The organism is Brevibacterium yomogidense, from assembly GCF_900163715.1.
Classification (GTDB): Bacteria; Actinomycetota; Actinomycetes; order Actinomycetales; family Brevibacteriaceae; genus Brevibacterium; species Brevibacterium yomogidense_A.
In genome coordinates this window covers 586,581-605,194 of record NZ_FWFF01000017.1, presented here as the reverse complement: position 1 = coordinate 605,194, position 18,614 = coordinate 586,581, and the positions used below count along the sequence as shown (strand labels likewise).

At 69.3% G+C, this 18,614-nt stretch carries 19 protein-coding genes; 5 read left to right on the top strand and 14 right to left on the bottom strand.

What is annotated here, in order from left to right:
• Positions 1–107: 107 nt before the first annotated feature.
• The 4 genes from FM105_RS11680 (at position 108) to FM105_RS11665 (ending at position 3,816) form a co-directional block, all read left to right on the top strand.
• Positions 108–1,088, top strand: a complete 981-nt coding sequence (locus FM105_RS11680) for a quinone oxidoreductase family protein (RefSeq protein ID WP_087008333.1) — start codon at positions 108–110, stop codon at positions 1,086–1,088.
• A 181-nt stretch (positions 1,089–1,269) separates the two neighbouring features.
• A complete protein-coding gene (locus FM105_RS11675) occupies positions 1,270–2,235 on the top strand; it encodes a methionine ABC transporter ATP-binding protein (RefSeq protein WP_087008331.1) in 966 nt (321 codons plus the stop codon).
• Positions 2,232–2,915 carry a methionine ABC transporter permease gene (locus tag FM105_RS11670; RefSeq protein WP_087008330.1) on the top strand — a complete coding sequence of 228 codons (684 nt, stop codon included), beginning with the start codon at positions 2,232–2,234 and terminating at the stop codon, positions 2,913–2,915. Before FM105_RS11675 ends, FM105_RS11670 begins: the two co-directional genes overlap by 4 nt.
• A 58-nt stretch (positions 2,916–2,973) precedes the next feature.
• Positions 2,974–3,816, top strand: coding sequence for a MetQ/NlpA family ABC transporter substrate-binding protein (locus FM105_RS11665; RefSeq protein ID WP_087008328.1), 843 nt, complete (start codon positions 2,974–2,976; stop codon positions 3,814–3,816).
• 115 nt (positions 3,817–3,931) lie between these two features.
• Here FM105_RS11665 and FM105_RS11660 read toward each other — a convergent pair whose 3' ends face one another.
• The 8 genes from FM105_RS11660 to infC all read right to left on the bottom strand — a co-directional run bounded on the left by FM105_RS11660 (position 3,932) and on the right by infC (position 13,236).
• Positions 3,932–5,953, bottom strand: a complete 2,022-nt coding sequence (locus FM105_RS11660) for an ABC1 kinase family protein (RefSeq protein ID WP_087008326.1) — start codon at positions 5,951–5,953, stop codon at positions 3,932–3,934.
• Positions 5,954–6,021: 68 nt separating this feature from the next.
• Positions 6,022–6,915, bottom strand: a complete 894-nt coding sequence (locus FM105_RS11655; protein ID WP_087008324.1) for an SDR family oxidoreductase — start codon at positions 6,913–6,915, stop codon at positions 6,022–6,024.
• Positions 6,912–9,446: a phenylalanine--tRNA ligase subunit beta gene (gene pheT, locus FM105_RS11650; RefSeq protein WP_087008322.1), complete on the bottom strand. Its 2,535-nt coding sequence runs from the start codon at positions 9,444–9,446 to the stop codon at positions 6,912–6,914. Before pheT ends, FM105_RS11655 begins: the two co-directional genes overlap by 4 nt.
• Positions 9,446–10,510 carry a phenylalanine--tRNA ligase subunit alpha gene (gene pheS, locus FM105_RS11645; RefSeq protein WP_087008320.1) on the bottom strand — a complete coding sequence of 355 codons (1,065 nt, stop codon included), beginning with the start codon at positions 10,508–10,510 and terminating at the stop codon, positions 9,446–9,448. The genes pheT and pheS overlap by 1 nt, the downstream gene beginning before the upstream one ends.
• Positions 10,511–10,729: 219 nt before the next feature.
• Positions 10,730–11,632: a TrmH family RNA methyltransferase gene (locus FM105_RS11640; protein WP_087008319.1), complete on the bottom strand. Its 903-nt coding sequence runs from the start codon at positions 11,630–11,632 to the stop codon at positions 10,730–10,732.
• A gap of 130 nt (positions 11,633–11,762) precedes the next feature.
• A complete protein-coding gene (gene rplT / locus FM105_RS11635; RefSeq protein ID WP_087008317.1) occupies positions 11,763–12,152 on the bottom strand; it encodes a 50S ribosomal protein L20 in 390 nt (129 codons plus the stop codon).
• A gap of 104 nt (positions 12,153–12,256) precedes the next feature.
• Positions 12,257–12,454 (bottom strand): 50S ribosomal protein L35, encoded by a 198-nt coding sequence (gene rpmI / locus FM105_RS11630; protein WP_087008466.1) that lies wholly within the window; start codon positions 12,452–12,454, stop codon positions 12,257–12,259.
• A gap of 41 nt (positions 12,455–12,495) precedes the next feature.
• The gene (infC, locus tag FM105_RS11625; protein ID WP_373404783.1) at positions 12,496–13,236 is read right to left on the bottom strand and encodes a translation initiation factor IF-3; all 741 of its coding nucleotides are present in this window, start codon (positions 13,234–13,236) and stop codon (positions 12,496–12,498) included.
• Between the two features lie 184 nt (positions 13,237–13,420).
• Between infC and FM105_RS11620 the strand changes: the two genes are divergently transcribed.
• The gene (locus FM105_RS11620) at positions 13,421–13,864 is read left to right on the top strand and encodes a DUF1844 domain-containing protein (RefSeq protein ID WP_087008315.1); all 444 of its coding nucleotides are present in this window, start codon (positions 13,421–13,423) and stop codon (positions 13,862–13,864) included.
• A gap of 164 nt (positions 13,865–14,028) precedes the next feature.
• Here FM105_RS11620 and FM105_RS11615 read toward each other — a convergent pair whose 3' ends face one another.
• The 6 genes from FM105_RS11615 to FM105_RS11590 are packed head-to-tail and all read right to left on the bottom strand — an operon-like array spanning position 14,029 to position 18,606.
• On the bottom strand, positions 14,029–14,856 hold the full coding sequence (locus tag FM105_RS11615; protein ID WP_087008313.1) for an SseB family protein: 828 nt from the start codon (positions 14,854–14,856) through the stop codon (positions 14,029–14,031).
• Between the two features lies 1 nt (position 14,857).
• A complete protein-coding gene (gene priA, locus FM105_RS11610; RefSeq protein ID WP_087008311.1) occupies positions 14,858–15,601 on the bottom strand; it encodes a bifunctional 1-(5-phosphoribosyl)-5-((5-phosphoribosylamino)methylideneamino)imidazole-4-carboxamide isomerase/phosphoribosylanthranilate isomerase PriA in 744 nt (247 codons plus the stop codon).
• Positions 15,598–16,251, bottom strand: coding sequence for an imidazole glycerol phosphate synthase subunit HisH (gene hisH, locus FM105_RS11605; RefSeq protein ID WP_087008310.1), 654 nt, complete (start codon positions 16,249–16,251; stop codon positions 15,598–15,600). The genes priA and hisH overlap by 4 nt, the downstream gene beginning before the upstream one ends.
• A complete protein-coding gene (locus tag FM105_RS11600) occupies positions 16,248–16,850 on the bottom strand; it encodes a hypothetical protein (RefSeq protein ID WP_087008308.1) in 603 nt (200 codons plus the stop codon). Before FM105_RS11600 ends, hisH begins: the two co-directional genes overlap by 4 nt.
• Complete coding sequence (gene hisB, locus FM105_RS11595) at positions 16,847–17,449, bottom strand: imidazoleglycerol-phosphate dehydratase HisB (RefSeq protein WP_087008306.1); 603 nt, start codon at positions 17,447–17,449, stop codon at positions 16,847–16,849. Before hisB ends, FM105_RS11600 begins: the two co-directional genes overlap by 4 nt.
• Positions 17,446–18,606: a histidinol-phosphate transaminase gene (locus FM105_RS11590; RefSeq protein ID WP_087008304.1), complete on the bottom strand. Its 1,161-nt coding sequence runs from the start codon at positions 18,604–18,606 to the stop codon at positions 17,446–17,448. Before FM105_RS11590 ends, hisB begins: the two co-directional genes overlap by 4 nt.
• Positions 18,607–18,614: the final 8 nt, after the last annotated feature.

Genomic DNA, 18,614 nt, shown 5'->3' with positions numbered 1-18,614 from the left:
CGGACTCAGGCACGTCCCCGCGCGCTACGATCGCCGGGACAGAGCAGTCATGGTGCGCGCACGCGCACGAACGACCCGCGCGGACGACGCGCAGGAGGGGGACGACGATGGTCGCAGCGCACGGCGTGAGGGCGATGCAGGCAGGTGGACCCGAGGTCCTGGAATTCGGTGAGATCGAGGTCGCGGCCCCTGGCCCGGGGGAGATCCTCGTCGAGGTGAAGGCCGCCGGCATCAATTTCATCGACACCTACCGGCGCTCCGGCGTCTACCCCATGGAGTACCCCCACACGGTGGGCGTCGAGGGATCGGGCATCGTCGCCGAGGTCGGCGAGGGCGTGACCGCCTGGAGTGTGGGCGACCGAGTCGCCTGGCACGACGGGCCGGGCTCATATGCCACCCGGGCGATCGTGCGCGCCGATATGGCGATGCGCGTGCCGGAGGGGATCGACTTCGACGTCGCAGCCGCGATTCCGCTGCAGGGGCTCACCGCGCAGTACCTGGTGACCGACTCCCACCGGATCGAGGCTGGGCAGACCGCTCTCGTCCACGCCGCAGCCGGAGGCGTGGGCCTTCTCCTCATCCAGCTGATCAAGCATCTCGGCGGCCGTGTCATCGGCACCGTGTCGACGGAGGAGAAGGCAGAGCTCGCGCGCACCGCGGGAGCAGATGACGTGTTCCTCTACGGCGAGGGCGTCGACGTCGCCCAGACGGTGCTGGACCTGACGGACGGCCGCGGCGTGGACGTGGCCTACGACGGCGTCGGCAGGGACACGTTCGACGCGTCCCTCAGGGCGACGGCTGTGCGCGGCTCGCTCGTGCTGTTCGGCGGAGCCTCAGGCCAGGTGCCCCAGTTCGACATCCAGCGGCTCAACGGCGAGGGCGGAGTCTTCCTGTCCCGCCCCTCCCTCGTCTGGTTCGTCCGCACACCGGCTGAGCTCGCGAAGCGGTCGGAGATGCTGTTCGCAGGCCTGACCGACGGCTGGCTCGACTTCCGCGTCGGTGAGACCTTCGGCCTCGCGGAGGCGGAGGAGGCGCACCGTGCGCTCGAGGGCCGCCGGACCACGGGGAAGGTCGTCCTCACGACCTGAGGAACGAGAGAGCGGGACAGCGGCCGGGCGCGTGCAGGCACGTGTCCGGCCGCTGCGTGTGGGAGCTCACTGCCCCTGTGTTGCGCTTTATGACACCGGGTGACCTCGGACGTCTGCGGATCGTCCACAGTGTGGACGATCGTCGGCGACGCCGACACACTCCCGACCCCGCGAGGACCCCGTGATCGAATTGCAAGAGCTCCGCAAGGAGTTCGCAGGCAGCACAGCACTCGCAGGCATCTCCCTGTCCGTCGCAGAGGGCGAGATCCATGGGATCGTCGGCCGGTCCGGTGCGGGGAAGTCCACTCTCATCCGCTGCCTGACGGGGCTCGAGTCCGCCACATCCGGGCACGCTCGCATCGACGGGGTCGACATCACCGCCCTGAGCGGCGCCCGCCTGCGTGCCTCGCGCCGCAGCATCGGGATGGTCTTCCAGCACGCGAATCTCCTCGATTCGCGCACCGCGCTGGAGAACGTCGAGCATCCGCTGCAGGTGGCAGGTGTCCCGCGCGCTGCACGCCGCGCCCGAGCGCTCGAACTGCTCGAGCTCGTCGGGCTCACCGACCGCGCCGGCAACCACCCCGCCCAGCTGTCCGGCGGTCAGCAGCAGCGCGTGGGGATCGCCCGCGCCCTCGCGAGCGAGCCCAAGATCCTGCTCTGCGACGAACCCACCAGCGCACTCGACACGCAGACGACCGGGCAGATCCTCAGCCTCATCGCCTCTCTGCGCGACCGACTGGGCATCACGGTCCTCATCATCACCCACGAGATGTCCGTCGTCCGCGAGATCTGCGATTCCGCGACACTGCTTGAGCACGGTCGCGTGACGCAGACCGGAATGCTGGGCGAGATCCTCGCCGACCCCTCGTCGCCCCTCGCCAGAGACCTCGTTCCGCTCCCCCGCGCTTCCGACGATCCTCATCGGCGCACGCTTGAGGTCGCGCTCGCAGGAACGCCCCTCGGCACGGTCTTCGACATCGCGGAGAGCACCGGGACTCCGATCAGTGCGGTGGAGTCGGGAACGCTCGAGACGATCGACGGCACGCAGGTCGGCCGCCTGCGCCTCGTGTGCGCGGACACACTGCAGCGGGAACGCCTGAGCACAGCCCTCCGTGCGCGCGGAATCCACGTCGAGGAGGCCGCATGACCGCCGACCGTCCTCTCTGGTTCGACAACCCCGCGATCCGGATCGAACTGTGGCCCGCACTCGGCGAGACGCTGCTCATGACCGTCTTCGCGACGGCCTTCGCGATCATCGTCGGACTGCCGCTCGGTGTGTGGCTCTACATGACGGCGAAGGGCTCCCTCACCGACAACCGCATGGTCTACCGGATCGTGTCCACGGTCGTCGACATCGGTCGCTCGATCCCGTTCATCATCCTCATGATCGCCCTCATCCCGTTCGCCCGCTTCGTCACCGGGTCCGCACTGGGCTGGCAGGCGACCGTCGTCTCCCTGACGGTCAGCGCCATCCCGTTCTACGCGCGGCTGGTCGAAGCAGCGCTCCGCGAGGTCGCCGCCGGCAAGATCGAGGCGGTCCAGATGATGGGTGCCGACTCCTGGCAGCTCATCCGCCAGGTGCTCGTGCCGGAAGCGCTGCCGGGCCTGCTGTCGGGCGCCACGGTGACGGCGGTGGCGCTGGTGAGCTACACCGCGATGGCGGGCGCAGTGGGCGGCGGGGGCCTGGGGGCACTCGCGATCTCCTATGGATATCAGCGGTACCAGACCGACACCATGATCGCCTGCATCGTGCTGCTCGTCGCCTGTGTAGCGCTGCTGCAGCTCGCGGGCGACCTCCTCGCCCGCAGCGTCGACCACCGGCAGTGACGGCTCCGGTCGCCCTCTGACCACACTCATCAGCACGAAGCATCTCTGAAGGAGAACCATGCGCAAGACCCTCATCCTCTCGTCCGCAGTCGCAGCGACCGCCCTCACCCTGTCCGCGTGCGGCGCGGGCGGCGGCGAGGATCAGACCGTGGGCACTGAGGCGGACGGAGTCACCACACTCACCGTCGGCGTCTCCCCCGTACCGCACGGCGACATCCTCACGTTCGTGGACGAGAACCTCGCCGAAGACGCGGGGCTCGACCTGGAGATCACGGAGTACACGGACTACACCGCCCCCAACAAGGCACTCGTCGACGGGGACCTCGACGCGAACTACTTCCAGCACCTGCCGTACTTCGAGTCCGAGGTCGCGGGCCAGGGCTACGAGCTCGCACACTTCGAGGGGATCCACATCGAGCCGTTCGCGCTCTTCTCCGAGTCGATCGACAGCGTCGACGACCTGCCCGACGGTGCGGCGATCGGCATCAACAACGATCCGTCCAACCAGGGCCGAGCGCTCGATCTACTGGCCCAGGCAGGTGTCATCGGACTGAACGACGGTGTCGATGCGGCGTCTGCGACGATCCACGACGTCGCGGACAATCCGAAGAACCTCGAGTTCGTCGAGGCCGACGCAGCGCAGCTCGCCCGGACCCTGGCGGACGTCGACGCAGCCGTCATCAACGGGAACAACGCGCTGGAGGCAGGTCTCTCACCCACCGAGGACGGTATCCTCGTCGAAGACGGCGAGGGCAACCCCTACGCGAACTTCCTGGCCGTCCGCGCCGGCGATGAGACGAATGAGGCTCTCGTGGCCCTCGACGGGCTCCTGCGCTCCGATGAGGTCTCGCAGTACATCGAGGAGAACTGGTCGGACGGCGCCGTGCTGCCTGCCTTCTGACCGACGGACGCGCACCCGGGCGTGCACGCCTTCAGCACAGATCGCAACTCATCGCGGTTGCATATCAGATCGCAACCTGTGCAGTCGGCACACGTCCGGCTGCGGTCCGACTCCGTCAGAGCTCGGCCCGTCTGTCTCTCAGGGCCGGAGCCAGCACGATGGCGGCGAGCACCATGCCGCCCAGCAGCAGCCACGCGCCGAAGTACGTGAAGATCGTGAACCCCGTCGCCAGCGGCGGCCCGAAGTCGAACGCCATCATGATGACTCCCCCGAGCACCAGCGCGGTCGCCAGGACCACCTGGACCAGCTGGTCCACGACCGTGCGCACGAGGTTCCTGATGAGGTCGATGTTGAGCCCGCTCGTCCCGATGTCGAGCGTTCCGTCCTGCAGGTGCTTCACGACGCGGGACAGTTCGACGGGGAAGTTCGCGAGGACCGGTGCCGTCGCTCCCGCGTAGAGCGCGGCGTCCTGCGCGCTCCCGCGCACGTCACGGGTGCCGGCGAGCAGATCCCGGCCGTGCTCGCGGACGAGCCCCAGGAGGTCGGCGTGCGGATCGAGTCGACGCAGGCTGTCCTCCAGCGTCGTGATCGCCCGGAACGCCTGGGCGACGGCGGACGGCATCGTGAACCCGTGGGACAGGATGAATGACAGCAGCTCGCGGAAGAACCCCGATGCCGCACCGCCGAAGCCGTCCGCCGTGCCGGCCGCTGCCGACGCCACTCCCCCGTCGTAGCGCAGCATGATCTGCCCGATCTCCCGCTGCACCTGGCGCAGGTCGAGCCCAGGCGGCATGCCGAAGAGGTCGATGACCGCGTTCGTGGCCGCCAGTGAGTTCTGGCGCTCGAAGGCCAGCAGCAGCTGGAGGACGTCGCGACGGTCCCGCGAGTCCAGGCGACCCACCGCGCCGAAGTCGATGAGGCCCACGCGCGCTGCGTCCGACACCATGATGTTGCCGGCGTGGAGGTCCGCGTGGAAGACCCCGGACTCGAGCATCTGCCGCGCGACGACGACGAACAGCTGCTCCGCCGCCTCGCGACGGGCGATCATCGACAGGCCGCCGAGGACGTCCTCGCCCCGGGTGAGGGGGCGGCCCGGCATCCGCTCCATCACGATGATCTGCCGCCCCGACAGTTCGACGAACACCTCCGGGATGCGCACCAGCGAACCCGGCTGTGCGCCCAGGTCCTCCCGCATGGCGAGCGTCTGCCGGATCTCTCCGCGGTAGTCGAGCTCCTCCGACAGCGAGTCGAGGAAGCCGCGGGCGATGTCGGTGAGGCCGATCGTCTGCGCCCAGGACGCCGTCTTCTCGAACCGCTCCGCCAACGACATGATGATGTCGGAGTCCGCGCGGACCTGCCGGCGCAGGTTGGGCCGCTGCACCTTGACGACGACTTCCTCCCCCGAACGCAGCACCGCACGATGGACCTGCGCCACGGAGGCGGCGGCGAGCGGCTTCTCGTCGAACTCGCGGCAGACGTCCTCGATCGGACGTCCCCACTGGCGTTCGATCTCCGGCCGGATCTCCGCGAACGCGACAGCTGGCACCTCTGACTGCAGTCGCGAGAACTCCTCGACGAACTCAGCGGGGATCATGTCCGCCCGCGTCGCGACGAACTGGCCCAGCTTGACGAAGGTGACGCCGGCCGCCGCGAGCGCCTGGGCGGCCGCCTGCGCGATCTCCGTCATCGACACTCGCAGGCTGGGGATGCGGGGACGCAGGTAGCGGCGCAGGCCGAAGCGGATGAGGAGGTTCTGGATCTCTCCGATCCTCCGCAGGCGGCGATACCAGGTGGGCAGTCGCGACACGGTGCGCGCCGCCTGCGAGAACGATCCGGACGGCAGGACCAGTTCGATCGCCAGCATGACGAACAGCTGGATCGCGACGAACCAGGCGAAGATGAGCAGGAACACCATGACGGCGGGGAAGCTCATCCCCAGGAACGGGACGTCGCCGCGCTGCACGATCTCGAGCATCTCGAACGCCTGGAGCGACACGGGCCAGATCGACAGGCCCATGACGAGGGAGACCAGCGTGTTGCGCAGCGCCCCCGTGCCCACGTTGATGAGTCGACGCACGAACACGCCGACGATGACGGCATTGACGAGGCCGAGCACGATCGTCCACAGGACGTCCACGGTGCCCCCTTCCCCAGGGTCGGTCCACTCCCTGCCCGGTGCCCGCGTCCGAGGCACCGGCGGCAACGCTACTGCATGCGCACGGCCAGCGTGCGGAAGCCGTCGCCGAGGTCCCCCGGCGTCAGCGTGTCCGCGGCACTCTCGAGCGACTCGGGTGTGTCGACACCCGCCCGGACGTAGCGTCCGGTCCACGCGTCGAGGCGTCCCGACGCGAGGGCGAGGGCGAGCTGAACCACTGCCTGCGGCGGGGTCCAGTCGTCCCCTGTCCGGTGATCGTGCATCGGCATCGATCTCGTCATGTCGGATGCGACGACCCCGGGCGCCATCTCGAAGACGCGCAGGCCCCGGTCGTGGCCGTGGTCGACGAGCGACTGGGCCAGCCGGAACAGTCCGGCCTTGGACGCCGAGTACGCGGCGTGCGCCGTCGTGCCGGAAGCGCCCGAACCGGAGTTCAGGTCGATGATCCGCACGGGCTCGCCCGACTGCGCGGCGCTCTCCAGGAGCGTGGGCACGAGCGCACGGACCACGCGGAAGACCCCGATGAGGTTCGTCTCGATGACCGATGCCATGTCCTCTGCATCGACCTCCCAGATCGGACCTTCGCTCGCCTCCACAGTGCCGGCGTTGTTCACCAGCGTGCGCAGGGGCGCGTCCCATTCAGCGGCGACGCGGGAGACCTCGTCGGTGAAGGCGGCCACCGAGTCGGGCGCTGTGACGTCGAGCGCGATGCCCCGCACGCGCGGGGTCACCTCTGCGCCGTCGACGTGCACGCAGGATCTGTCGACGATCCCCACTGCCGCGGCCCGTGCGGAGTCTGCGGAGCGCGCGGTGACGAGGACCGGGTGCCCCGCGGCGGCGAACCCCTCCGCGAGCGCTCGTCCGATCCCGCGCGACGCGCCGGTCACGACGACGAGGCTCGAGGTGGGATCGACCGCCGGAGCGTGCTCGGTCGGTGCGGTCACGAGCGGACCTCCGCGCTGTGCTTCGTCGCCGCCGCCGTCGTCGCCGCCTCGCGCAGTCGGGAGGCCTCGTCCGCCGTCAGAGTGCGGTCCGTCGCACGGAACGTCATGCGCAGCGCCAGTGACTTGGCACCAGCGGGCACCTGGTCGCCGGTGTACACGTCGAAGACTTCGAGCGACTCGAGCTCCTCACCGGCGGCCGAGCGCAGGGTGTCCATGAGCTCAGCTGCCGGCAGTGCCTCGTCCACGACGAGCGCGACGTCCTGACGGGACACGGGGTATGTCGACAGTGCGCCCGTCCAGTCCCGTTCGTCGGGCTGGGCGAGCAGCGCATCGAGGTCGATCTCGAAGGCCACGGTCCGCACCGGCAGACCGAGGTTCTCGCAGACCTTCGGGTGCAGTTCGCCGGCCCAGCCGAAGACCGATCCGTCGGCCAGGGTGAACCGCGCGCACCGGCCCGGATGCCACGGAGCCCGCGCGTCGGCCTCCGCCCGGACGGTCTGGCCGTTCACAGCTGCGATCCGGTGGACCAGGTCGATCGCGTCGTGGGCGTCTGCGCGCCGTCCCCCGCCGAGCACACCGGGCAGCACGGCGTGACCGGCGATGACGCCCGCGATGTGGTGCGGCTGTGCGGGCACGGAGCCGCGGACCCGGTTCAGTTCGAGAGCGGTGGGGTGGTAGCCGGGGGCGAATCGCGGACCAGGCTCATCCGTGGGACGGCCCCCGTGCGTCACGAGGCCGGCTTCGAACACCGCCACGTCCTTGAAGCCGCGACCGGTGTTGCGCACCACTGCGTCGACGAGGGTGGAGAGGAGCGTCGACCGCATCAGCGGGCGATCCTCGCCGAGCGGATTGGCGAGCTTCACCAGCGTCCGCCGTTCGTCGTCCTCGGGATACAGCAGGTCGTCGGCTCGTGCCTGCGAGGTGAACGGGTAGGTGAGGACCTCGGTCAGTCCGCTCGCCGCGAGCATGTTCGAGACGCGGCGGCGCGCACGCTGGGACTCGGTGAGTCCGGCACCGCCGGGAGCCTGGGGCTCGACGGAGGGGATCCGTTCGTATCCCCCGGCCCGGGCGACCTCTTCGACGAGGTCGACCGCATGGGTGAGGTCTGAGCGCCAGGTCGGGACCGTGACGCGCAGCGTGGGCGCTTCGTCGGAGGTGTCCGAGGCACGCACGGCCTCTGCGCCCACCGCGGCGAGCAGCCGGGTGACGTCGTCGACCGAGTAGTCGACTCCCACCCGCGCGGAGGGCAGATCCGCTGCGAGTTCGATGACGCGCGGCTCCGGCGCATCCCCCGCCTGCGTGGTGTCCGTGCTGAGGACGCCTCCCGCCAGCTCGACCAGGAGGTCGGCGGCCCGACGTGCGGCCGCAGGGCCTACGGCGGGGTCGACCCCGCGCTCGAATCGCTTCGCCGCTTCGCTCGGCAGCCTGTGCCGGCGTGCCGTCCGCGCGATCGACACGGGGTCGAAATGGGCGGCCTCGAGGATGACCTCGCGCGTCGTATCGGTGACCTCCAGCTCTGCCGAGCCCATGACGCCGGCGAGGCCGACGATTCGGCTGCCCTCTGCGCCGTCGCCGGCATCGGTGATGAGGAGGTCCTCCGGGTCGAGTGTCCGCGTCGCGTCGTCCAGCGTCACGAGCGTCTCCCCCGCTCTCGCCCTGCGCACGGTGAGGGGCGCCGTGAGCTTCTGCGCGTCATACGCGTGGAGCGGCTGGCCGAGCTCAAGCATCACGTAGTTCGTGATGTCCACCGTGAGGCTGATCGGCCGCATCCCGGCCTCGAGCAGGCGGCGGGCCATCCAGAACGGGGTGCGCGCCGTCGGGTCGATGCCCGTGACGGTGAGCGCCGTGAAGCGGCTGCACCCGGGTTCTCCGTGGATCGGCGACGAGTCGTCCAGGACGACGGGGAAGCCCCTGTCCGTCGGCGCATCCGTCGGGATGTCTGCGGGGTCCGTGAACGCCTGGTCCTTGAGCATCGCGTACTCGCGTGCGATCCCGCGCATGCTCAGCTGATAGCCGCGGTCCGGAGTCACGTTGACGTCGAGGGTCACCCGGTCGAGTCCCAGCAGCGCGATCGCGTCGTCTCCGGGCGCCCCGTCGAGTCCGAGCTCGGACAGCACGATGATGCCGTCGTGGTCATCGCCCAGCCCCAGTTCCCGGGATGAGCAGATCATGCCGTCGGACACGTGGCCGTACGTCTTGCGCGCCGCGATGGCGAAGTCTCCCGGGAGGACCGCACCCGGCAGCGCGGCGACGACGAGGTCGCCGGGACCGAAGTTGTGAGCGCCGCACACGATCCCCTGCGGCTGGGGCCTCCCGACGTCGACCGTGCACCAGTTGACGGTCTTGCCGTTCGAGTGCTCCTCCGGTTCGGCGGTCAGCACACGGCCCACGACCAGCGGCCCGGTCACGGACGGACCGATGTACTCCTCCTCCTCGAGCCCGATCCCGGCGAACTCGGCCGCGAGCTCGTGCGGATCGTCGACCACGGAGAGGTCGACGTGGTCGGACAGCCATTCGAGTGGAACGCGCATCAGGCATCCACCCCGAACCGTGCGGAGAAGCGGAGATCGCCCTCGACCATGTCGTGCATATCGTTGATGCCCTCCCTGAGCATGAGTGTGCGTTCGATGCCCATCCCGAAGGCGAAGCCCTGGTACTCGTCGGGGTCGATGCCCGCCGCCGCCAGCACGTTCGGATGCACCATGCCGCAGCCGCCCCACTCGATCCAGCCGGGACCGCCGACCTTCTGCGGGAACCAGAAGTCCATCTCTGCGCTGGGCTCCGTGAACGGGAAGAACGAGGGACGCAGGCGGGTCCGCGAATCCGGGCCGAACATCGCGCGCGCGAACGCATCGAGCGTGCCCTTCAGATGCGCCATCGTGAGGCCCTTGTCGATCGCGATGCCCTCGACCTGATGGAACACGGGCGTGTGCGTCGCATCCAGCTCATCGGTGCGGAAGACCTTGCCGGGGCAGACGACGTAGAGCGGGACCCCCCGCTCCAGCAGGCTGCGCGACTGGACCGGTGAGGTGTGCGTGCGCAGGACGAGGCCCGCATCGGGAGGGTCCACGAAGAAGGTGTCCTGCATCTGCCGCGCGGGGTGGTCGGGACCGAAGTTGAGTGAGTCGAAGTTGAGCCATTCGGCCTCGATCTCCGGTCCTTCGGCCACTTCCCATCCGTGCCCCACGAAGTGATCCGCGATCTGCTCCTGCAGCAGCTGGAGCGGATGACGGGCGCCCTGGGAGGTCCGAGCGGACGGGAGCGTGACGTCGATGGCCTCAGCGACCAGCACCTCGGCCTCGCGCTTCGCCTCGAGCTGCGACTGACGTTCTGCGAGCGCGCGGGACACGCGCCCGCGGGACTGACCCACGAGCTTGCCGGCGACCGCCTTGTCCGCCTTGTCCAGGGCGCCGATCCCCCGGTTGGCGAGGGCAAGCGGAGACTTGTCCCCCGTGTGCGCGATCTTCGCCGTCTTGAGCTCCTCGAGGTCACCGGCGGCGCGAAACGCCTGGAGCGCGGCGTCGACGGCCGCGGTGACCGCGGCCTCGTCGCGGGGGTCGATGGTGGTCGGATCGACGGCACTGGGCTCGGACATCGGCCTTCTCTCATGAGTGCGTGACGGACAGGACGGGCGCACACGACGCCGTGGAACAGTCTAGCCCCGCAGGTCAGTGCGCAGCACGGGGACCGGGTCTGCTCCGGTGGGGTCCCCGCAGAGGTGCCGGCGCGGTTCCCGCAGAGGTGCGGGCGCGGCCCCCACAGAGACCGCAGGAGCGTGCCTCAGAGGTGGGCGTGGCTCAGAGATGTGCGTGTCTCAGAGATGGATTGTGCGGGCGGACTCGTAGATGCAGATGCTCGCGGCGGATGCGAGGTTGAGGCTCTCCGCCCGTCCGTAGAGCGGGATGGCCACGGCTGCGTCGCACTCCGCCCGATCAGCCTCCGGCAGGCCCCACGCCTCGTTGCCGAACACCCACGCAGTGGGACGCGACATGTCGAGTCCCGTGTCCCAGGGCGCGTGCAGATCGTGCGCGGGCGGATGGGCGTCGGCGGCCAGGACCTGCAGGCCCCGTGCGCGTGCGAGCTCCGCGACCTCCGGCAGGCCGACCCCCGTCACCACGGGGACGTGGAACAGCGAGCCGGCCGTCGATCGGACGGTCTTCGGGTTGTACAGATCCACGCTGGACGAGGTGACCACCACGGCGTCCGCCCCCGCCGCATCCGCCACTCGGAGCACGGTGCCCGCGTTGCCCGGGTCGCGCACCTGGGACAGCACGACGATCAGGCGGGCATCACGGTTCACGACATCCGTCAGCGACACGTCGAGGCGCTCGACCACGGCCACCACGCCCTGCGAGACGACGGTGTCCGTGAGGATCCCCAGGACCTCGGCGGTGGCCTGGCGGATGCGGACTCCCGCAGTGCGAGCGGCATCGAGGAGGTCCTCGTTGCGGTCTGCCGCCTCTGCGGTGGCCCAGACGTCCAGGATCGCGCCCGCAGGCACCAGCTGGGGTAAGTCCTCGTGCGACGGCAGCGTCGCCGGTGCGGGCCTCAACTCGCCGTGCCTGACCAGCGCCTCCCGCAGCGCCTGCGGCCCCTCCACGAGGAACCGACCGGCCTTCGTCCTCCAGGATCGCTTCGAGAGCTTCGCCGCCTCCTTGATCCGCGGAGCATCGGGACGGGTGACGACGGGGCCGGTCAGGCGCGGGTGAAGGTCCATACAGGAAGAGTACCCAGCCACGGCCACCTGCGGCACGCTGCGTCACTGCGCCCGCACAGCACGAACGGGACCGAAGACCCGGTGGGTCTTCGGCCCCGTTCGTGGGACGTCCCTCAGAGAGGGAAGCGGCTCAGGCCGCTGAAGTCTTCGGCGCGTTGACGTCCGAGGGGAGCGCGTCCTTGGCGACCTTGACGAGCGTGGCGAACGTCGCCTGGTCGTTGACGGCGAGCTCAGCCAGCATGCGACGGTCGACCTCGACGCCTGCGGCCTTGAGACCCTGGATGAAGCGGTTGTAGGTCATGCCGTTCGCGCGCGCACCGGCGTTGATGCGCTGGATCCAGAGGCGACGGAAGTCACCCTTCCGGGCGCGACGGTCGCGGTAGCTGTAGACCAGCGAGTGGATGACCTGTTCCTTGGCCTTGCGGTACAGACGCGAACGCTGTCCGCGGTATCCGCTCGCCCGGTCGAGGATGACCCGGCGCTTCTTCTTGGCGTTGAGCGCCCTCTTCACACGTGCCACGTGTACTCCTTGTGAATATCGCCACTGCGGCGGCAGTGGTCGCGCGCATCCGTCAGACCATCGGTCTGCTCGTGATGCGCAGTGCTGTCTGCGTTGTCAGGGACTCAGCGCTTGCCGAGGAGCTTCAGGCCCTTGGCCCGATCGCCCTTCGTGAGCACCTGGTCCATCGAGATCCGGCGCTTGCGCCGCGAGGACTTGTGCTCCGCGAGGTGGCGCTTGTTGACGCCCTCACGCATGACCTTGCCGCTGCCTGTGAGGCGCAGACGCTTCTTGGCGCCGCTGTGGGTCTTCTGCTTCGGCATGGTGCCGTTCTCCTTCACATCTCGTTATCGGCGTCGGCGGGTCAGGATTCCGCTGCGGAGGGCTTCTCCGAGCGAGCCTCAGCCTTGGCCTGTGCTTCGCGGTCGCGGCGGGACTTGACCTCCGCCTGCGATCCCTTCGATCCAGCGGTCGACTTGCGCGATTCCGCCTTCGCATCGGACTTGGACTTCGCCGGAGCGATGACCATGACCATGTTTCGCCCGTCCACGCGGGGCGAGGACTCGACCGAACCGAGTTCGGACACATCCTCCGCGAGCCGGTTGAGGAGCCTGACGCCCATCTCCGGTCGCGACTGCTCACGGCCGCGGAACATGATCATGACCTTGACCTTGTCCCCGCCGTCGAGGAACCGCGTGACGTGCCCCTTCTTGGTCTCATAATCGTGTTCGTCGATCTTGAGTCGGAAGCGGATCTCCTTCAGAGCCGTATTGGCCTGATTCTTCCGTGCCTCACGTGCCTTCTGAGCGGACTCGTACTTGAATTTGCCGTAGTCCATGAGCTTGGCGACAGGGGGCTTGGCCTGCGGCGCCACCTCGACCAGATCGAGGTCCGCTTCACGGGCGAGATCGAGGGCCTTCCGCATTGCGACGATGCCCACCTGCTCCCCGTTCGGTCCGACGAGGCGGACTTCCGGGACTCTGATCTTGTCGTTGATACGCGGCTCGCTGATGTGCTGCTCCTTCTCGGCTCTGAAGACGACTCTCCGACGGTCGGGAATGCAAAAGGCCCCGACTGCCGATGCAGAGGGGGCCTGAAGATACACCACAGGGACGCACGGCAAGAGCCTGCGTAACTGTAAAGTACGACCAGAAGGCCGTACTGGAGTACCCGATCACCAGAAGCGATCCAGGTGGGAGCCCGAAGCCCCGCTTTGCACTCCCACCACGATACTCCACTTCCGGCAGGAGTGCACATCGACCCGCGCGGGCGTGTGGGAGACTGGTCCTATGACCCAGTCGCACTCCTTCAGCTTCGACGCATCCGCCGGCGCACAGACCACGGCCGATGCCACTACTCCATCCTCCTCCTCGGATCAGCACGCTGCGGATGCCGCCGCCCAGGCTGTCCGCGACATCGCAGAGGTGCCCGCAGTGGAAGTGATCTCCACTGCCGCCGTCCACCTCATGAGCGCATCGGCGGTCAAGCTCGGCCTCAGCGAGGACACGGACGCGGAGAAGGCTGCGGATCTCGTCGACCTCGACGAGGCGCGCAAGCTCATCACGGCGCTCGCCGGACTGGTCACCGCCGGCGCGACGGAGATCGGGGATCACCATGCGCGACCGCTGCGCGACGGCCTCCGCTCTCTTCAGCTGGCGTTCCGCGAGGCCTCCTCAGTCCCGGATGAGCCGGGGAAGGGACCCGGGGAGAAGTACACCGGTCCAGTGCGCTAGCCGCGGCAGCCGCACTCCTGCGGCACGGCAGGCAAAGGCCGCCCGATGACTCTCAGCGTCCCCTTCCCGCGCATGGTGCCCGGCACCGCGCGTCGACGCTGAGGAAAGGGCCGGGGCCCGGAGCAGATGCTCCGGGCCCCGGTCCTTTCCGCTGGGTGCTCTCGTCAGCGCCGCACGAAGCCGAGCGTGAGGGAGTCGATGCGATCGGTCACTGTGGGATCCGCGGCCAGGGCCCGGCGGAACGCCGTCCTGTCGTCGTCGGTGGATGCTCCGTCCACTTCGTCCACCCGCACCTCGACCCGGACCTCCGGCCCCTCCGCGTGCACCGCTGGGGTCGCGGGCCCCATGCCCACTCCCCCGATCCAGGCGAAGTCCGTCGCGACGGAGCGCAGCGCTGATGCCACGACGGCATCTGCCCAGGCCGGCAGCCAGGGCTTCCGCTGGAGGAACGACCACAGCGCGGGTCGCCTCAGGAGGAATGTGTGCGGGGTGCCCGGATCGACCACGACCAGCTGGGCTCCCTCCTCGACCGCGGCGGCGCCCAGCCGCTCCGCTTCGATCGGCACGGGGCGGGCTTCCCGGTGCCAAGCGGTCAGCGACGGGATGTCGGTGAAGGCGGGCGTCGCCTCGCGCCCGTCGCCGGAGCGCAGCCGCACCATCGACATCTCAGACGAGTTGTCGTGGATGAGGCCCCGCTCGTCGACGGACTGCGTGAGCACCGACGGCAGGACCGGCGCATAGAGCCGCGCGTCCACGAGGGCCTCGACGACCGCGCGGTGACGCTGCGGATCGAGGGGCTCTGCGGCCACGGCCACCAGTGCCTCGCGCAGTGCGGGCTCGGCCTCGCCCGAATCGCCGGCGAAGGGATTCGAATGGAGTTCCCGCCCGCCCCAGGGCACACCGGCAGAGTCGGCCGGGCCGCCGATCGCGCCCCGCAGGTGTGCGGGGATCTGCGGCTCGCCCGGCACGCGGTCCTCCGATGAGTCCGGCATGTCAGCGTCCTGCGACGTCCAGCGCCTCGGCGAGGGTGAAGCGACCCGCGTAGAGCGCCTTGCCCACGATCGCCGCATCGACGCCTTCCGGCACCAGCGCGCGGAGCGCGGCGATGTCGTCCAGGGTCGAGATCCCACCGGAGGCCACGATCGGACGGTCCGTGCGTGACGCCAGCTCGGCCAGCAGCTGCGTGTTCGGCCCCTTGAGGGTCCCGTCCTTCGTCACGTCCGTGACGACGTAGCGGGTGCAGCCTGCGGCCTCGAGTTGGTCGAAGACCTCGTAGAGGTCACCGCCGTCCTTCGTCCACCCGCGCGCTGCGAGGGTTTGTCCCCGCACGTCCAGGCCGATCGCGATCTTGTCGCCGTAGTGCGCGATGACCTCTGCTGTCCACTCCGGATTCTCCAGGGCCGCGGTGCCGATGTTGACGCGCTCCGCGCCGGTGTCCAGCGCGCGCTCGAGGCTCTCCGTGTCCCGGATCCCGCCGGACAGCTCGACCTTGATCGACAGCGACTTCGTGACCTTGCTGAGCAGGTCGTAGTTCGAACCGCGTCCGAATGCGGCGTCGAGGTCCACGAGGTGGATCCATTCGGCGCCCTGATCCTCGAATGATCCGGCCGCCTCGAGCGGCGAGCCGTACATCGTCTCCGTGCCGGCCTCGCCCTGGACGAGCCTCACTGCCTGTCCGTCTGACACATCGACGGCCGGCAGCAGGGTGAGTGCGGGGGTCTCCACTAGCGGGGTCATTGCTGTTCCTCCGAGTTCGGATGAGTGTGTGATCGAGTCTTCAGCGTGCGCAGCCAGTTCTCCAGCAGGGCCCGGCCCGCGTCCCCGGACTTCTCCGGGTGGAACTGGGTCGCCCAGGTCGCACCGTCTTCGACGGCCGCGACGAAGGGTGCGCCGTGGTCGGAGACAGTGGTGAGTGCGTGGTCGGGCCCGTGCGGCGCGGCGTACGAATGGACGAAGTAGAAGTGCTGGTCGCGGATCCCCTCGAACATGCGGGAACCCTCCGGCGTCCTGACCCGCGACCATCCCATGTGCGGAACGATCGGGGCGTCGAGGCGCGTCACCTCCCCCGCCCACAGCCCGATGCCGTCGGTCCGTTCACCGTGCTCGGAACCGGCGGCGAACAGCACCTGCAGGCCGACGCAGATGCCCAGTGTCGGGAGTCCCGCCGCGTGGCGCTCCCGGACGAGCGCACCGCCGTCGACGGTGTCCAGCCCCTCCACAACGGAGGCGAACGCACCCACTCCGGGGACCACGAGACCGTCGGCTTCCGCGATCACCGCATGGTCGTCGGTGAGGCTCACGCGAGCGCCCGCATGCTCGAGCGCGCGGACGACCGAGTGGATGTTGCCGGACCCGTAGTCCAGGACGGCCACGAGCGGTGCGGTCACCGCGCCGCCCCGGGATTGAGCACGCGTCGCACCCGCAGCAGGGACGCGCCCAGGACGAGCGCACCGAACACGGCCACGACCCAGCCCATCACGGATCCGCCGACGCCCTGCACGACGCCGAAGACCACGACCACCAGTGCGAGGAGGGCGGCGATCAGCCACAGCATCGCGGTCCGGGCCAGGGCGGCCCGCTGCGGGGTCATCGTGGCGCGCGATGCCTCGAGCTTCGACATGGATGAGGTGTCGATCCACCCGTCGACGTCACGCGGGTCCGTCACCTCGAGGAGGAGCTGCTCGAGCTCGCTCGGCAGGTTCGACAGCGCGAGCCCGGCCGGGACGTCCGCCTCCCGGTCGCCGCCGCGGTAGTGGGCAGCGTCGATCTGCTCCTCGCTGCGCACCATGAGGAGCACTTCGTGCTTCCCCGTCAGCTTCGAGATCGCGGCCGCCGCGCGGTTGCCCGCCTCGATGTCCGTCCCGCTCTGCACGATCGCGGAGAAGTCGCCGATCGGCACGACGTCGCCGGGGATCTCCGACAGCACGCACGCGGCCGCCAGCTGATCGGGACGGCCGAACGGCGTGACGATGACGGTCCTGCTCACAGAGCCCCCTTCGTCGACGGCACGCCGTGCGCCCGCGGATCAGGCTCCACCGCAGTGCGGAGCGCCCGCGCGAACGCCTTGAACTGGGCTTCGGCGATGTGATGCGCATCGCGACCGGCCAGCAGTCTCAGGTGCACGGTGAGACCGGCCTGGAAGGCCAGCGATTCGAGTGCGTGCCCCGTCATGGAGCCGGTGAAGTGCCCACCGATGAGGTGGTAGCGCTGCGCATCGGATTCGCCCTCGTGGACGAAGTACGGGCGTCCCGAGATGTCCACGACGGCCTGCGCGAGCGCTTCGTCGAGCGGGACCATCGCGTCACCGTATCGACGGATCCCGGCCTTGTCGCCGAGTGCGTCCCTCAGCGCCCATCCGAGGGTGATCGCAGTGTCCTCGACCGTGTGGTGCACGTCGATGTGGACGTCCCCCTGCGCGCGTATCTCCATGTCGATGAGCGAATGCTTCGACAGGGCCGTGAGCATGTGGTCGTAGAACGGGACACCGGTGTCGATCGTCGATGCGCCGGTCCCGTCCAGGTCGATCGAGACGGAGACGTCGGATTCGCTCGTCGTCCGCTGCGCGCTCGCGGTGCGTTGCGTCACTGCGGGCTCCTTCCAAGGGTGTCGGGGTGGGTGGAGAGGATCTCTGCCATGGCGGTGAGGAACGCGGTCGTCTCCGCGTCCGTCCCCGCGTTCACGCGGAGGGATCCGGGGATGCCGACATCGCGGATGAGGACCCCCTTCTCGACGAGGCGCGTCCAGAGAAGCGCGGGGTCTGCGACTCCTCGGAACAGGACGAAGTTCGCGTCGGACGCCACCACGTCGAACCCGTGCTCGCGCAGGCCCGCGACCATGCGATCGCGCTGGCGGGACAGCTCCTGGACTCCTGCGAGCAGGGAGTCCGGGTGCGCGAGCGCGGCCTCTGCCGCGGCCTGCGTGAGTGACGAGAGGTGATACGGCATGCGGACCAGCCGCAGACCGTCCACGAGTCCAGGGTCGGCGGCCGCGTATCCCAGACGGGCTCCGGCGAACGCGAATGCCTTGCTCATCGTGCGCGACACGACGAGGCGGGGTCGCCCGGGCAGCAGGCTCAGGGCCGTCCGGAAGTCAGGGCCCGCGAACTCCGCGTACGCCTCGTCGACGATGACGATCCCGTCTGTCGCGTCGTACACGGCCTCGATGACCTCGAGCGGAGTGCTGTTGCCCGTCGGGTTGTTGGGAGTGCAGAGGAAGACGACATCGGGCGAGTGCGTCCGCACCGCGTCCACCGCATGGTCGACCGTGATCGCGAAGTCCGCACCGCGGGGGACTTCGATCCAGTCCGCACCGGTGGACTGCGCGATGAGGGGGTGCATCGAATAGCTGGGCCCGAAGCCCAGGGCCGAGCGACCGGGCCCCGCATACGCCTGCAGGATGTGGAACAGGACTTCGTTCGAGCCGTTGGCGGCCCAGATCATGTCCGGGGAGATCGAGGAGGGCACCGGAGCCTGCAGAGCAGTGGGCCGACCCTCACGCCGCAGAACGCCGCTCAGGTAGTCGGCGAGCAGATTCCGCAGCGCGGTGAATTCCCGATCGGGATAGCGATTCAGGGTCGAGCTGATCGCCGCGACCCGTTCCTGCAAGGCCGCTGTGACGTCCGCAGGGACGTCGAACGCATTCTCATTGACGTTGAGGCGGACGGGCACATCGATGACGGGTGCACCGTAAGGAGAGCGCCCGCGGAGGTCGTCCCGCAGCGGGAGGGAGCCGAGTGAAGTCACGCATGGAG

What these genes read in the sequence shown, in the direction of transcription:
- FM105_RS11680 (WP_087008333.1), top strand. Translation starts at nt 108, where the DNA reads ATGGTCGCAGCGCACGGCGTGAGGGCGATGCAGGCAGGTGGACCCGAG.
- FM105_RS11670 (WP_087008330.1), top strand. Translation starts at nt 2,232, where the DNA reads ATGACCGCCGACCGTCCTCTCTGGTTCGACAACCCCGCGATCCGGATC.
- FM105_RS11665 (WP_087008328.1), top strand. Translation starts at nt 2,974, where the DNA reads ATGCGCAAGACCCTCATCCTCTCGTCCGCAGTCGCAGCGACCGCCCTC.
- pheT (WP_087008322.1), bottom strand. Translation starts at nt 9,446, where the DNA reads ATGCGCGTTCCACTCGAATGGCTGTCCGACCACGTCGACCTCTCCGTG.
- pheS (WP_087008320.1), bottom strand. Translation starts at nt 10,510, where the DNA reads ATGTCCGAGCCCAGTGCCGTCGATCCGACCACCATCGACCCCCGCGAC.
- FM105_RS11640 (WP_087008319.1), bottom strand. Translation starts at nt 11,632, where the DNA reads ATGGACCTTCACCCGCGCCTGACCGGCCCCGTCGTCACCCGTCCCGAT.
- rpmI (WP_087008466.1), bottom strand. Translation starts at nt 12,454, where the DNA reads ATGCCGAAGCAGAAGACCCACAGCGGCGCCAAGAAGCGTCTGCGCCTC.
- FM105_RS11620 (WP_087008315.1), top strand. Translation starts at nt 13,421, where the DNA reads ATGACCCAGTCGCACTCCTTCAGCTTCGACGCATCCGCCGGCGCACAG.
- FM105_RS11615 (WP_087008313.1), bottom strand. Translation starts at nt 14,856, where the DNA reads ATGCCGGACTCATCGGAGGACCGCGTGCCGGGCGAGCCGCAGATCCCC.
- priA (WP_087008311.1), bottom strand. Translation starts at nt 15,601, where the DNA reads ATGACCCCGCTAGTGGAGACCCCCGCACTCACCCTGCTGCCGGCCGTC.